The 14653-nt window shown below is 59.4% G+C and carries 10 protein-coding genes; 5 read left to right on the plus strand and 5 right to left on the minus strand.

What is annotated here, in order from left to right:
- The first annotated feature begins 49 nt into the window (after positions 1-49).
- Positions 50-736, plus strand: coding sequence for an alpha/beta family hydrolase (locus tag AC1RAC_RS24075; RefSeq protein ID WP_072447440.1), 687 nt, complete (start codon positions 50-52; stop codon positions 734-736).
- Between the two features lie 59 nt (positions 737-795).
- Here AC1RAC_RS24075 and AC1RAC_RS24080 read toward each other — a convergent pair whose 3' ends face one another.
- From AC1RAC_RS24080 to AC1RAC_RS24095, 4 genes are all read right to left on the minus strand, one after another.
- Positions 796-1248, minus strand: a complete 453-nt coding sequence (locus tag AC1RAC_RS24080; RefSeq protein WP_143129389.1) for a hypothetical protein — start codon at positions 1246-1248, stop codon at positions 796-798.
- 123 nt (positions 1249-1371) lie between these two features.
- Positions 1372-2229: a hypothetical protein gene (locus AC1RAC_RS24085; RefSeq protein WP_252949698.1), complete on the minus strand. Its 858-nt coding sequence runs from the start codon at positions 2227-2229 to the stop codon at positions 1372-1374.
- A gap of 163 nt (positions 2230-2392) precedes the next feature.
- Positions 2393-3958 (minus strand): methyl-accepting chemotaxis protein, encoded by a 1566-nt coding sequence (locus AC1RAC_RS24090; protein ID WP_034128405.1) that lies wholly within the window; start codon positions 3956-3958, stop codon positions 2393-2395.
- A 216-nt stretch (positions 3959-4174) separates the two neighbouring features.
- Positions 4175-4966 carry a CPBP family intramembrane glutamic endopeptidase gene (locus tag AC1RAC_RS24095; protein ID WP_492617046.1) on the minus strand — a complete coding sequence of 264 codons (792 nt, stop codon included), beginning with the start codon at positions 4964-4966 and terminating at the stop codon, positions 4175-4177.
- Positions 4967-5387: 421 nt separating this feature from the next.
- Here AC1RAC_RS24095 and AC1RAC_RS24100 point away from each other — a divergent pair, with 421 nt between their 5' ends.
- Positions 5388-6248 (plus strand): DMT family transporter, encoded by an 861-nt coding sequence (locus AC1RAC_RS24100; protein ID WP_072447446.1) that lies wholly within the window; start codon positions 5388-5390, stop codon positions 6246-6248.
- A 130-nt stretch (positions 6249-6378) separates the two neighbouring features.
- Here AC1RAC_RS24100 and AC1RAC_RS24105 read toward each other — a convergent pair whose 3' ends face one another.
- Complete coding sequence (locus AC1RAC_RS24105; protein ID WP_054897844.1) at positions 6379-7263, minus strand: DMT family transporter; 885 nt, start codon at positions 7261-7263, stop codon at positions 6379-6381.
- Positions 7264-7424: 161 nt separating this feature from the next.
- Between AC1RAC_RS24105 and aceK the strand changes: the two genes are divergently transcribed.
- From aceK to AC1RAC_RS24120, 3 genes are all read left to right on the plus strand, one after another.
- A complete protein-coding gene (gene aceK, locus AC1RAC_RS24110; RefSeq protein WP_034128409.1) occupies positions 7425-9134 on the plus strand; it encodes a bifunctional isocitrate dehydrogenase kinase/phosphatase in 1710 nt (569 codons plus the stop codon).
- Between the two features lie 132 nt (positions 9135-9266).
- Entirely contained in the window at positions 9267-13178 is a 3912-nt protein-coding gene (hrpA, locus tag AC1RAC_RS24115; RefSeq protein WP_096143525.1) for an ATP-dependent RNA helicase HrpA, read from the plus strand.
- A 312-nt stretch (positions 13179-13490) separates the two neighbouring features.
- Complete coding sequence (locus AC1RAC_RS24120; protein WP_072447456.1) at positions 13491-14612, plus strand: beta-ketoacyl-ACP synthase III; 1122 nt, start codon at positions 13491-13493, stop codon at positions 14610-14612.
- The last annotated feature ends 41 nt before the right edge of the window (positions 14613-14653 follow it).

Here is a 14653-nt window from a genome sequence, read left to right on the forward strand (position 1 = left end):
GTGCGGCACTTGGGCTGGAGTTATAGGCAGACTAAAAAGCGAGGCAAGCATGGGCAAAGAGCACAAGGCCAGTATTGACGGGGATCAATGGGCGCAGTGTGTACGGGAACATGGCTGGTTGTGGGATGTCGCCACGGGCAAGCGTTCGGGCGAGCCTGTGACGCTGATTCTGGCCCATGGCGCCGGTGCACCGATGGACTCGGCGTTCATGAACGACATGGCTGCACGCCTTGCCGGGCATGGTGTGAACGTGTTGCGCTTCGAGTTCCCGTACATGGCCCAGCGCCGCTTGGACGGGGGCAAACGCCCGCCGAATCCGGCGCCGAAACTGCTGGAGGCGTGGCGTGAGGTGTATGCCCAGGTGCGACGTCATGTCGCTGGGAAACTGGCGATTGGCGGCAAGTCCATGGGCGGGCGCATGGCCAGTTTGTTGGCCGATGAGCTGGGCGCAGATGGGTTGGTGTGCCTGGGCTATCCGTTTTATGCGGTGGGCAAGCCGCAAAAGCCTCGGGTGGAGCATCTGGCTGCGCTTGCGACGCCGACGCTGATAGTGCAGGGCGAGCGTGATGCCTTGGGCAATCGAGCGGCGGTGGAGGGGTATGCGTTATCGCCGAGCATTGAGGTGATGTGGCTGGTGGCGGGGGATCATGATTTGAAGCCGTTGAAGGCGTCGGGGTTCAGTCATGAGCAGCATTTGGAGGCGGCGGCCATCAAAGCGTCAGGTTTTCTCGCCTGACGCTTTGCAGGTTTCTCTATGTTGGGATATTTCGGCTAGTGTTTTCGTGAGGTTTAACACTAGCGGTCCCTAATGAGCGTGAAGTGTCCTGTCGCGTCGTATTGAGCATACTCACTGTCGAAGGACGCCTCGAAGTTGCCATTGGCCGTGCCTTCAACAGGGTTGAGCTTTATTGTCAGCGTTGCGTGTTTGGCGGGAATCGCTGTAGTGCCAGGCATGTCCCCAGGGCCAGAGATGGAAAGAGCATAATGTAAAATTCCGTCAAGTATATACGTATTGTCTATCGGCGCTTCTCCTAGGTAGGGGATATGAAAATAATACGAAGAAAAATTCTTTGTACTTTTATCTCCAATGGCCCCTGAAAATGTCCAGGTATTTGTCTGTGTACGATGACCAAAAGTTGTTCTTTCTGCAGTGATTGATGTTTGAGAGTTTTTAAATGTCCATTCAAAATGGTTGTTTGCAGATTGAGAGATATAGCAGTCGGGGATGAAAATAATTTCTTGGTTCATGGTGAGACCTTTTACCCGTGGGGTTTGCGCTATCTGATTTTTTCAGAAATGCCAGCTTGAGTGTGTCGCGCTCGACTGAGACGTGAAACTTATTTTGTTTTAAAGTTCTTTTGTCGAGCCTTATTACGATGGGGGAGTAGGGTCTTTTATAGGCTGAAACGTGCCGTTAGTCATCTCTACACGGTCGCGGATTTTATTTTTAAAGGTGGCTTCGCAGCGCAACGGCTGCTGAGTCAGTGTAAGCGTTACATTGTATTCGCCTTCATAGGTGCCACCGCCGAAGGGAGCATAGTAAAAATTTGATTTCTCATCGCCGTTTTTAAATGTTTCATCGATGATCTGTTCATTTTCATCGTCGCAGTAAATATAAATAGCCCACTCACGGTATTGAGGCGTACCCCATTCTCCCTCCTCGCTGGTCAGATACCATGCCTTGCTTGAACTGGAGTAGGCCAGCCAGCCCTCCGTTTTGTATTGAGTTTGTCCTTCTGTCCACTTAAAGATCGAATGTTGTGAGGCAAGGGTAGTTCCAGGCCACTCACAGCAGCATTTTATTTCGCGTAATTCCGACGCTGTGTCAGTGAAAGAACCTTCGAAATTCAGCGTTGTGTTCCCTGTGCTTTCGTCAACGGTTACTTCAATGTCGCCGACAGGTTTAATACGTTCTTCCGTTTCAGGTGCGTTATTGTTTGCACCTTGAATGTACAGGTGGGCGAAGGCTTCCGGGTTTTGCTTGATTGATTTGTTAGGTGATGTGCTTATGGAGTCGCAAGGTATTTTCAGTAACAGTGATTGTTGAGTGTCTGGGGCCTGGAGCGTCAACTTGACCCAATACTGATTATTGTATTCGGATAGGTGCAGTGGGAGAGCCCAGCCTTCCAATGTTCTTTCGTTGTTCGATGATTTTTCAGTCCATTGCACACGCCCTATGGTTTTTGGGAAGGGATGCAGGGCGCTATTTGAATCGGCAGGTCGGGACATGGCGGTGTGCTCCTGTTTGACAGGTTCACACTATAAGGAGGGAGGCGTTCAAAGGTTAACTGTGAGAATTGACAGTTTTATAGAATGCTTGGTGATAAAAAGATGATGAGTGATAGCCATCTGCAAGGGGCTCACTGGTTGGAGAAAGTGAGCCCCTGAAGTTCTACCGGTTAAAACGCTCCACCAGCGAGTACTGAGTATTCGCCGTATGAGTCAGTTCTTCACTCAACTGCGCCGAGTTCATCGCCTGCTCTGAGGTCTGGTCTGCCAACAGCGCAATAGTGCTGATGTTACGGCTGATCTCCTCGGCCACGGCGCTTTGCTCTTCGGTGGCCGCGGCAATCTGGGTGGTCATGTCGGTGATATTGGCCACCGCCTCGCTGATACCCACCAATGCCTGGTCCGCTTCCATCACCCGCGCCACACCTTCTTCGGCCTGGCGGTGCCCGGCGTCCATGGTTTGCACGGCCGCGGCCGCCGTGTGTTGCAGCTTGGCGATCAAGGCATGGATCTGCCCGGTGGATTCGGCCGTACGCTGCGCCAGTTGGCGCACTTCATCGGCGACCACCGCAAAACCACGGCCCATCTCACCGGCACGCGCGGCTTCGATAGCGGCGTTGAGTGCCAGCAAGTTGGTCTGGTCGGCGATGCCCTTGATTACATCGACAACGCCGCCAATTTCATCGCTGTCCTTGGCCAGTTGAGTGACGGTCACGCCGGTCTCGCCAACGGCGGCCGAAAGCCGCTGAATCGCCTCGCGGGTTTCCCCGGCGATATCGCGGCCGCGACCGGTCAGGCGGTTGGCTTCCTGGGTGGCGTCGGCGGTGCGCTGCACGTGGCTGGCAACTTCCTGGGTGGTTGCAGCCATCTGGTTGACGGCGGTGGCCACCTGTTCGGTTTCCACACGCTGACGTTCCAGGCCGCTGGAGCTGCTGTGCGCCAGGGTGTTGGACTGTGCCGCCTGATCGTTGAGGTGCTCGGCAGTGTCCTGCAAGCGGGTCAGGCAGGTCTTCAGACGCGCTTCCTGGCTGAGGATCGACATTTCCAGTCGGGCCTGGGCGCCACGGCTGTCGGTGTACATCTGCGCAATCAGCGGGTCGGACGTGGTCTGTTCGGCCAGGCGCAGCAAGCGCTTGAGGCCGCGCTGTTGCCAGCTCAGCCCCAGCAGGCCCAACGGCACCGACAACGCTGCCGCCAAGGCAAAGCCCCACTGGGAGGTGAGGGTGGCGCCGATCATGAAGCTCAGTTGGCTGACCAGGATAAACGGCAGCCAGTCCTGCAGCACCGGCAGCCATTTGTCGCGCTGGGGAATCGCCGACTTGCCCTGGTTGATGCGTTGATAAAGCGCCTCGGCCCGGCGGATCTGCTCGGCGGTGGGCTTGATGCGCACCGATTCGTAGCCGATCACCTGGTTACCGTCGAATACCGGTGTTACATAGGCGTTAACCCAGTAGTGGTCGCCGGTCTTGCAGCGATTCTTGACAATGCCCATCCATGGCAAGCCTTGTTTGAGCGTGGACCACATGTGTGCGAACACCGCCGAGGGCACATCCGGGTGACGCACCAGGTTGTGCGGAGCACGGACCAGTTCGTCGCGGGTGAACCCACTGATTTCGACAAACGCGTCGTTGCAGTAGGTAATGACACCCTTGGCATCTGTGGTGGAGATCAACCGTTGCTGAGCAGGGAAGGTACGTTCGCGCTGGGTAACGGGTTGGTTATTACGCATGATTGTTCAATCCGCAAGGCTTTCAGGGGTTATCGGCCATGCTGGGCATTTATTTAACTTATTTTTGCAACAATCCTGGGAGCAGAGTGCCGACTGTGGCGAGGGAGCTTGCTCCCGCTGGGCTGCGAAGCGGCCCCAAACAACTTGCGGGCGCTACGCACCGGAGCGGGAGCAAGCTCCGTCGCCACAACAGCTCGTTCTTACAGTCGGGCAGGCTTAGCTGGCCAGCATTGGGTAGGTGAACAAGCCGAAGTGCAGCAGATTCAAGCCAAAATGCGTGGCAATCGCTGCGCCGAGCCCGCCAAAGCGATACGCCAGGCCGTAACCGACCCCGGCAATACTGGCCAGCGTCACCCATTGCCAACCCGCACCGAAATGCATCAGGCCGAATAACAGCGAAGCCAGCAGCAGCGCAAGGTTCTCGCCGTAGGGCAAGTGTTTGAAACGTTGGCTCAGGCCGCCCTGAACATAGCCACGAAACAGCGCTTCTTCCACCAGCGTCACCAGCAGCAGGTTATTGAGTACCCACAGCCATGCCTGGTCCGGCCATTTCGGCGCCCAACTGATCATTCCCATCAGTGCGGCACCACCCAGTGCGACGATGGCGGTCAGGGTCAGTGCCAGGGCGGTGACGCAGATCGACAGGCGCAATGAGCGTCGCGCCACAATCCACGGGCAGGCCAGCAACAGCCAGAAGCCTACCAGGGGCTTGTCCTGGTTCAGGTACATCGAGAAGGGCACTGAGTCCGGAGTTAAACGCTGGGGCGCAATACCGCGGCCGTTATAGAAACCCGGCAGCCAGTGCATCACCAGGCCCAGGGCCAGTACGATAAACAAGCCTTGGCCCAAGTAGCGTGCCCAAGGGTTGCGTTGCTGGCGCACGGCGTACCCGGCCACCAGCAGCAGTGCGATGGAGACCGCCGCCAGTACGCCCAGTTGGCCGTAGATCAAAGCCACGACATAGCCAATGGAAAGTAGGGTGAGGTACAGCCAGGGCAAAGCAATCATGTGAAATCCTTCGAAAAATCCGGGCGGCATTATAGCGAGTGGCCAGGTTCCAGGGCATGAAAACGCCTCCATGTACAAGGCAAGGGGGAAAGGATTGCAAAGTATGTTTGCGGCTGGTTATAGTCGTCGCGTCTTTATATCCCTTCAAAAAGATCAGCACATGCCAGCTTCCCAGCGCATAGCGGTAGTCGATTCAGCGGTCAACGCCGTGGTCGTGCGGTGCCGTGGCAAGCAGCCTGCGCAGATCAGTCATTACCCCCCACCTGTCAGTAGCACGCCGGTGTACGCAGTCGTATCACCGCCGGGTGTTGGCATTTCGGGCTGATCAGCGATTCGCTGTTGCCCGTGCCTGCCTGAAAAAACCTACTGAAATTCAGTTTTTTACTGAGTCGGCTTTTTTGCCTGATAACAGGTGGTAACCATGTCTGTGCTTTCGAAACAATCCGTGGCCGCGGCGGCCTCGACGAGCGTGTTTGTCTTGCTGTGGAGCAGCGGGGCGATCTTCTCCAAGTTGGGCCTGGCCCATGCGTCGCCCTTTGCCTTTCTGTTGATCCGGTTTGCCATTGCCCTGATGGGGTTGGTAGTGCTGGTCCCGCTCCTCAAGTTGAAGCTGCCACGTCCCGGCAAGCCGCTGCTGTATGCGGCGGCGACGGGCCTGGTCTTGCTGGGGGCCTATCAGATCTTCTATCTGCTGGCCCTGGACCTCAACGTCACCCCTGGGGTGATGGCGACCATCATGGGTGTGCAGCCGATCCTCACCGTGGTGCTGATGGAGCGCCAACGCTCCTGGCGCCGGCTGTTCGGCCTGGGGTTGGGGTTGGCGGGCTTGATCATGGTGGTGTACCAGGGCATCGGGTTGGCGGGCATGTCCCTGGCCGGGATGGTGTTCGGGCTGCTGGCGCTGGCGAGCATGACGTTTGGCTCGATCATGCAAAAGCGCATCACCGACAATCCTTTGGGCACGCTGCCACTGCAATACTTGGCCGGGCTGTTGCTGTGCGGAGTGTTCGTGCCGTTCCAGCCGTTCCACTTCGAGCACAGTGCAGGCTTTTACCTGCCGGTGCTGTGGATGGGCTTGGTGGTGTCGGTGCTGGCGACGCTGTTGCTGTATCGGCTGATTGCCCGCGGCAACCTGGTGAATGTCACCAGTTTGTTCTATCTGGTGCCGGCGGTGACCGCGGTGATGGACTACCTGATCTTCGGTAACCGCCTGGCGCTGTTGAGCGTGCTGGGAATGGCGTTGATCATTGTCGGCTTGGTCTTCGTGTTCCGTAAGAGCTAGAAACCACCCCTGTAGGAGCGAGCTAGCTGTTGCGAGCAAGCTTGCTTGCGCTGGGGTGCGAAGCGCCCCCAGGAGCTTGCGACTGCTACGCAGTCGAGCGGGAGCAAGCTCCCTCGCCACAGGGGCGCTCCTACAGTTTTTGCGGGCGCAACACCAACCACAACGCCCCGGCAATCAGCACACCGCCATACAGGTGGGCCATGGACAGCGGCTCATCCAACAGCAACGCACCCCACAACACGCCGAACGGCGGAATCATGAAGGTCACGGTCATCGATTTGACCGGGCCAATGGATGACAGCAGGCGGAAGTACAGGATGTAGGCGAACGCCGTACATACCAGCCCCAATCCGAGCAGCGACACCCACACCTGCCAGCCGCCCCAACTCGCCGGTGGCTGGGTGATGGCGCTGAAGGCGAAGAACGGCAGCAAAAACAACGTAGCACCCAGCATACTGCCCAAGGCAGAGAGACGACTGTCCAACCCGCCGCGCTGATCCAGCCAGCGTCGCGCCAGGAAACCGGCGAAGCCATAGCAGGTGGTCGCCAGCAGGCATGCTAATGCGCCTATTAACAGTTCCAGATCAAATGCCACCGGCCCTGCGCGGGTGAGCACGGCAACACCAAGCAGACCCAAGGCCACACCCGCTATTTTTGCCGGCGTCAGGCGTTCGCTGAAAAACAACCCGCCGATCAGCACACCCATCAGCGGTGTAGTGGCGTTGAAAATCGCCGAATAACCCGCCGGCAGTACCTGCGCCGCCACCGAGTACATCGTCGCGGGAATCCCCGAGTTGATCACGCCCAGCAGCAGGACCGTCTTGAACTTGCCCTGGAAATCCCAGCTCACGCGCAGCATCGCCAGGATCACCAATAGGCCCGCGGCGGCAATCGACACGCGGAAAAACGCGGTGGGCACCGTGCCGATTTCCGGCGCGATGATGCGCATGAACAGGAAACTCGCGCCCCAGATGGCAGCCAGCCCCAGCAGATACAGGGTGTCAACAGGTCTCACGGAAAACTCCTATGCCAATCGGGCGCAGAAGTGTTGCCCAGCGGGCAGGTCGGCACAATGGCTAATTGCAGTCAGTTTGCCCCCGTGCAAAATCATTCTTCTCCTGCCTCGGTTCACTGGCTAAGCTCTGGGCTTCCAGATACCCGTTCGAGGTTTCCCGCATGTCGCAGTCCGCCCTCGCTATCGCCCGGATGATCCTCGACGGTTTCGACGATTACCGTGAGCACTTCCGCCAGATCACCGATGGCGCCCGTGAGCGTTTCGAGAAGGCCCAGTGGCAGCAGGGGCAGGCCGCGTCGGCGGCGCGCATCAATCTCTATGAGGAGAAAGTCGCTGAGGTGACTACCCGTCTGCGCGCCAGTTTCGACCCTGCTGGATTGCAGGACATCGGCCAGTGGCCCTTGGTAAAAAGCGCTTATATCGGTTTGATCGACCTGCGCTTTGACGATGAGCTGTCCGAGACCTGGTACAACTCGATCTTCTGCGGCCTGTTCAGCCATGACCTGATCAGTGACGGCTGCATGTTCATCCATACCACCCGGCCTAGCCTGCGCCGGGCGCGGGCGGCGCAAACCCGTATCTACACGCCGGCCGGTAAAATAGCGGACATGCTGGCGCAGGTCTTCTCTGACTACAGCTTCAGCGAGCCCTACGCCGACCTGCCCGCCGACCTGCGCCGCCTCGAAGCCCAGTTGCGGGAAAACCTGCCGGATTGGGTGTGCAAGGACCCGGACCTCAAGGTCGAGTTGTTTTCCTCAGTGCTGTACCGCAACAAAGGCGCCTACCTCGTGGGGCGTATCTACACCCGCGACGAACAATGGCCGTTGGTGATTCCGCTGCTGCACCGCGAAGGGCGTGGCATCCAGATCGATGCGTTGATCACTGACGAAGCCGACGTGTCGATCATCTTCTCGTTCACCCGTTCCTATTTCATGGTCGATGTACCCGTGCCAGCGGAATTCATCGGCTTTCTCAAGCGCATCCTGCCGGGCAAGCACATTGCCGAGTTGTACACCTCCATCGGTTTCTACAAGCACGGCAAATCCGAGTTCTACCGCGCGCTGATCAACCACCTGGCCACCACCGACGACCAGTTCATCATGGCCCCCGGCGTGCGCGGCATGGTCATGAGCGTGTTCACGCTGCCGGGTTTCAATACGGTGTTCAAGATCATCAAGGACCGCTTCTCGCCGTCAAAAAACGTCAACCGCGCCACGGTGATCGAAAAGTACCGCCTGGTGAAAAGCGTCGACCGGGTGGGGCGCATGGCCGACACCCAGGAGTTCGCCGACTTCCGCTTCCCCTTGAGCAAGTTCGAGCCCGAGTGCCTGGCCGAGCTGCTGGAAGTCGCCGCCGGTACCGTCGAAGTGGAGGGCGACACCGTGCTCATCCGCCACTGCTGGACCGAGCGACGCATGACCCCGCTCAACCTCTACCTCGACAACGCCAACCCCGCCCAGGTGCGCGAAGCATTGGAGGATTACGGCCTGGCGATCAAGCAACTGGCGGCGGCGAATATCTTCCCCGGCGACATGTTGCTGAAGAACTTTGGCGTCACCCGCCACGGCCGCGTGGTGTTCTACGACTACGACGAAATCTGCTTTCTCACCGAAGCCAACTTCCGCCATATTCCCGCGCCGCGCACCCCCGAGGATGAAATGGCCTCCGAGCCCTGGTACTCCATCGGCCCGCTGGATGTGTTCCCCGAAGAGTTCCCGCCGTTCCTGTTTGCCGACGCCGGGCAGCGCCGGTTGTTCGATGAGCTGCATGGCGAGTTGTACAACGCTGACTACTGGAAAGGCCTGCAGGACGCGATTCGTGCCGGCAAGGTGATCGACGTGTTCCCTTATAAGAGGAAAGAGCAGCCATAAGCTGCAAGCTGCAAGCTGCAAGGGGCAAGTGAAGGTAGGTCTGCCCTTACTTGCTGCTTGAAGCTTGCCGCTAGCAGCTGCTTTTCTGCGACAATCCGCCCCCTGCATAAATAGACGACCCAAACGCACCTGATGACTGACCAAGCACCCACCATCGACCAACTGCTCAAAACCCTCGATCACGCCATGCTCGCCGACCGCCACCGCTTGCGCCGGCAGTTGCTTGAGCTGCGCAAGAAGCCCGACGAGGACAAGTTGGCGCAGTGGGTGGCGCGCATGCAGGCATCGTGCGCGCAGGTCACGGCGCGGCGCGCCAGCCTGCCGGTGATTCGCTACGACGACAGCCTGCCGATTGCCGCCAAGCGCGATGAGATCAAGGACGCGCTGAACAAGCACCAGGTACTGATCATCGCCGGTGAAACCGGCTCGGGTAAAACAACGCAGTTGCCGAAAATCTGCCTGGAAATCGGCCGCGGCCAGTTCGGCCTGATCGGCCACACCCAGCCACGCCGGATCGCAGCGCGCAGTGTCGCCAGCCGTGTCGCTGAAGAGCTGGCCACGCCATTGGGTGCGCTGGTCGGTTACCAAGTGCGCTTCGAAGACCAGAGTGACTCCAACACCCTGATCAAGCTGATGACCGACGGCATCCTGCTGGCCGAAACCCAGAACGACCGCTACCTCGAGCGCTACGACACGATCATCGTCGACGAAGCCCACGAACGCAGCCTGAACATCGATTTCCTGCTCGGCTACCTCAAGACCCTGTTGCCGCGTCGCCCCGACCTGAAAGTCATCATCACCTCGGCCACCATCGACCTGGAGCGCTTTTCCAAGCACTTCGACGATGCGCCGATTGTCGAGGTGTCGGGCCGTACCTTCCCGGTGGACACCTGGTATCGCCCACTCACCCTGGAACAGGACGAGGAGGGCAACCGCGTCGAGGACGACCTGACGGTCGACCAGGCGATCCTTGCCACCCTTGATGAAATCGCCGCCTATGAGCGCAGCGAACGGCGCAGTCCTGGCGACGTATTGGTGTTCCTGCCCGGCGAGCGCGAGATTCGTGACGCGGCCGACATGCTGCGCAAGGCCCAGCTCAAGCACACCGAGATTTTGCCGTTGTACGCACGGCTGTCGCCGGCCGAGCAGCAGCGCATTTTCCAGTCCCACCCGGGCCGGCGCGTGGTACTGGCGACCAACGTCGCGGAAACCTCGCTGACCGTGCCGGGCATTCGCTACGTGATCGACAGCGGCACGGCGCGCATCAGCCGCTACAGCTACCGCGCCAAGGTGCAGCGTTTGCCCATCGAGGCGATCTCCCAGGCCAGCGCCAACCAGCGTAAAGGCCGTTGCGGCCGGGTTGAGCCGGGCATTTGCGTGCGCTTGTACAGCGAAGAAGATTTTATCGGGCGCCCGGAATTTACCGACCCGGAGATCCTGCGCACCAACCTCGCTGCCGTGATCCTGCAGATGCTGCACCTGCGCCTGGGCGAGATCACCGATTTCCCGTTTATCGAACCGCCGGATGGCAAGGCCATCAGCGACGGTTTCAACCTGCTGCAAGAACTCTCGGCGGTAGACCGCAACAGCCAGCTCACGCCGTTGGGCCGCCAGCTTGCCCGCTTGCCGGTGGACCCGCGCATGGGCCGCATGTTGCTGGAAGCGGCCAAGCTGGGCAGTTTGCAGGAAGTGTTGATCGTCGCCAGCGCCATGTCGATCCAGGACCCGCGCGAGCGCCCACCGGAGCGTCAACAAGCGGCCGACCAGGCCCACGCACAGTGGAAAGATCCGGATTCGGACTTCGCCGGGCTGGTCAACCTGTGGCGCGGTTTCGAGGAGCAGCGCCAGGAACTGACCGCCAGCCCGTTGCGCAACTGGTGCCGCAAAAACTTCCTCAACTACTTGCGCCTGCGCGAGTGGCGCGACTCCCATCGTCAATTGAGCCTGATCTGCCGCGACATGCAGCTGAGCCTCAACAAAGAGCCCGCGGACTATCCGAAGCTGCATAAAGCGGTACTGTCCGGCTTGCTCAGCCAGATCGGCCAAAAGACCGAAGACGGCGATTACCTCGGCGCGCGCCAGCGTCGCTTCTGGATTCACCCGTCTTCGGGCATCGGCAAGAAGCGCCCGCAATGGCTGATGACCGCTGAACTGGTGGAAACCACCAAGCTCTATGCACGCATGGTGGCGAAAATCGACGCCGACTGGATCGAGCCGCTGGCCGGGCATCTGATCAAGAAAAACCACTTCGAACCCCATTGGGAGAAGAAGCGCGGCCAGGTGGTGGCCTTTGAGCAGATCACCCTGTTCGGGCTGATCGTGGTCGGGCGCCGGCCAGTGCATTACGGGCCGATTGACCCGGTGGTGTCCCGTGAGTTGTTTATTCGTGAAGGCCTGGTGCGCGGCGAGATTCAGTCCCGTGCCAAGTGCCTGACGGCCAACCAGAAACTGCTGGAGCAACTCGACGAGCTGGAAGCCAAGGCCCGCCGTCGCGACATCCTGGCCGACGAAGAAACCCTGTACGCCTTCTACGATGCGCGCCTGCCCGCAGAGATTCACCAGACCGCCACCTTTGACAGTTGGTACAAGGTCAACAGCCAGAAAGACCCGCAACTGTTGATCATGCGTGAAGAAGACGTACTGGCCCGCGAGGCCAGTGAAGTCACCGCCGCGCATTACCCGGACACCTTGCACTTGGGCGACCTGGCCCTGGCCTTGAGTTACCACTTCGAACCCAACCACCCACGTGACGGCGTGACCCTGCGGGTGCCGGCGCCTTTGTTGCCGGCGTTGCCAGCCGAGCGCCTGGAGTGGCTGGTGCCGGGGTTGATCGAAGCCAAGTGCATCGCTCTGGTGCGCAACTTGCCCAAGGCGTTGCGCAAAAACTTCGTGCCGGTGCCGGACTTCGTCAAGGCCGCGCTGCAACGCATCGAATTCGGCCAGGGCTCGCTGCCCCAGGCGCTGGGGCGTGAATTGCTGCGCATGACCGGTGCGCGGGTCAGCGATGAGGCGTGGGCCGAAGCGGCGCAACAGGTGGAGAATCACCTGAAGATGAACCTGGAAGTGGTCGACGGCCAGGGCAAATTCCTCGGCGAAGGCCGTGACCTGGCCGAGCTCACCGCACGGTTTGCCGAAGCCAGCCAGGCGGCTTTGGCCGTGCCGCAAACCGCGAAAAGCCAGCAGCCGGTGGAGGCCAAGGTGTTTGCGGCGGTGGCGGAAAAAACCCAGCAGAACATCGCCGGCCTATCGATGACGGTGTACCCGGCACTGGTGGAAGAGAACGGCACGGTCAAGGAGGGGCGCTTCTCGACTGCCGCCGAAGCCGAGTTCCAGCACCGTCGCGCCTTGCAGCGCCTACTGATGCAGCAATTGGCGGAACCGGCGAAATTCCTGCGCGGCAAATTGCCGGGCTTGACCGAGTTGGGCTTGATGTACCGTGAACTGGGGCGTATCGACGCGCTGGTGGAAGACATCCTGCTGGCCAGCCTCGATACCTGCGTACTTGAAGGCGAAGATAGCCTGCCACGGGACGGCGCTGGCCTGGCAGCCTTGGCTGAACGCAAGCGCGGCAGTTGGACTGAGCACGCCGAACGCTTGGCGCGCCTGACCCTGGAAGTGCTGAAGCTCTGGCACGGCCTGCAAAAACGCTTCAAAGGCAAGATCGACCTGGCCCAGGCCGTGGCCTTGAACGATATCAAGCAGCAACTGAGCAACCTGGTGTATCCAGGTTTTGTGCGGGAAACCCCGGCCCAGTGGTTCAAGGAACTGCCGCGTTTCCTCAAGGCCATCGAACTGCGCCTGGAAAAACTGCCGAGCCAGGTGCAAAAGGACCGCGTGTGGAGCAGCGAATTGGGCGGCCTGTGGGCGCAGTACCAGAACCGCCTGAACAAACACACCCAGGAAGGCAAGCGCGACCCGCAGTTGGAGCTATACCGCTGGTGGCTGGAGGAATACCGGGTGTCGCTGTTTGCTCAGCAGTTGGGCACCAAAGTGCCGATTTCCGATAAACGCCTGAGCAAGCAATGGAGCCAGGTAGAGCCCTGAACCCCTGGCCCACTTGTAGGAGCGAGCTTGCTCGCGAAAAACGTCAACGATAACGCGGCTCTCCTGAATAAACGCGGCGCCTGTGAGTTTTTCGCGAGCAAGCTCGCTCCTACAGGTATGAGGACAAACCTCTCCCACAATTGGATGTTTGTCTGGCATATGGCGCCAAATCACCGGCGTTGTGGCAAACTTCGCGGCTACAAGATTAGATAAAGCGTTGCCAGTTTGATGCCTGCTGGACGGAATCAAACGACTTACAGTTTGGTACGACGGTACCAATATCTTCTGCCTGACAGATTTAGAGGAACGACCGTGCATAACGTCGTCATCAGCGGCACCGGCCTGTACACCCCGGCCAACAGCATCTCCAACGAAGAGCTGGTGCAGTCTTTCAATGCCTACGTACAACAGTTCAACGCCGACAACGCCGCCGCTATCGAACGTGGCGAGGTGCAGGCGCTGACCGAGTCGAGCGCGGCATTCATCGAAAAGGCATCCGGCATCAAGAGCCGTTTTGTGATGGACAAGGACGGCATCCTCGATCCGCAGCGCATGGCGCCGCGCCTGCCCGAGCGCAGCAACGACGAATGGTCGGTGCTTTGTCAGATGGCCATCGGTGCCGCCGAACAAGCCCTGCAGCGCGCCGGCAAGACTGTCGCCGACATTGATGGCGTGATTGTCGCCTGCTCCAACCTGCAACGCGCCTACCCGGCGATCGCCATCGAAGTCCAGGAAGCCTTGGGTATCCAGGGTTTCGGCTTCGACATGAACGTGGCGTGTTCCTCGGCCACCTTCGGCATTCAGAACGCGGCCAATAGCATCCAGTTGGGCCAGGCCCGGGCGATCCTGATGGTCAACCCGGAAGTCTGCACCGGCCACCTGAACTTTCGTGACCGTGACAGCCATTTCATCTTCGGTGATGCCGCCACGGCGGTGATCCTGGAGCGTGCTGACCTGGCGACGTCCGAACATCAGTTCGACGTGGTGAGCACCAAGCTGCTGACCAAGTTTTCCAACAACATTCGCAACAACTTCGGCTTTCTCAACCGCACGGCGGAAGAGGGCATCGGCGCCCCCGACAAGCTGTTCGTGCAGGAAGGCCGCAAGGTATTCCGTGATGTCTGCCCGATGGTGGCCGAATTGATCGGTGAGCACTTGGCAGAAAACCAGCTGAGTGTGACTGATGTGAAGCGTTTCTGGCTGCACCAGGCCAACCTGAGCATGAATCACTTGATCGTGAAAAAATTGCTGGGACGCGAGGCATCGGTGGAAGAAGCGCCGGTGATCCTCGATACTTACGCCAATACCAGCTCGGCCGGCTCGGTGATTGCGTTTCACACTTATCAGGATGACCTGCCCAAGGGCGCGGTTGCCGTACTCAGCTCCTTTGGCGCCGGGTATTCGATTGGCAGTGTGATCCTGCGCAAACGCTGAGTGTGTGGCCGGACGCGATCTACTGTGGGAGCTGGCTTGCC

Source organism: Pseudomonas sp. GW823-FHT02F05 (genome assembly GCF_058797315.1).

What these genes read in the sequence shown, in the direction of transcription:
- AC1RAC_RS24075 (WP_072447440.1), top strand. Translation starts at nt 50, where the DNA reads ATGGGCAAAGAGCACAAGGCCAGTATTGACGGGGATCAATGGGCGCAG.
- AC1RAC_RS24080 (WP_143129389.1), bottom strand. Translation starts at nt 1,248, where the DNA reads ATGAACCAAGAAATTATTTTCATCCCCGACTGCTATATCTCTCAATCT.
- AC1RAC_RS24085 (WP_252949698.1), bottom strand. Translation starts at nt 2,229, where the DNA reads ATGTCCCGACCTGCCGATTCAAATAGCGCCCTGCATCCCTTCCCAAAA.
- AC1RAC_RS24090 (WP_034128405.1), bottom strand. Translation starts at nt 3,958, where the DNA reads ATGCGTAATAACCAACCCGTTACCCAGCGCGAACGTACCTTCCCTGCT.
- AC1RAC_RS24095 (WP_492617046.1), bottom strand. Translation starts at nt 4,966, where the DNA reads ATGATTGCTTTGCCCTGGCTGTACCTCACCCTACTTTCCATTGGCTAT.
- AC1RAC_RS24100 (WP_072447446.1), top strand. Translation starts at nt 5,388, where the DNA reads ATGTCTGTGCTTTCGAAACAATCCGTGGCCGCGGCGGCCTCGACGAGC.
- aceK (WP_034128409.1), top strand. Translation starts at nt 7,425, where the DNA reads ATGTCGCAGTCCGCCCTCGCTATCGCCCGGATGATCCTCGACGGTTTC.
- hrpA (WP_096143525.1), top strand. Translation starts at nt 9,267, where the DNA reads ATGACTGACCAAGCACCCACCATCGACCAACTGCTCAAAACCCTCGAT.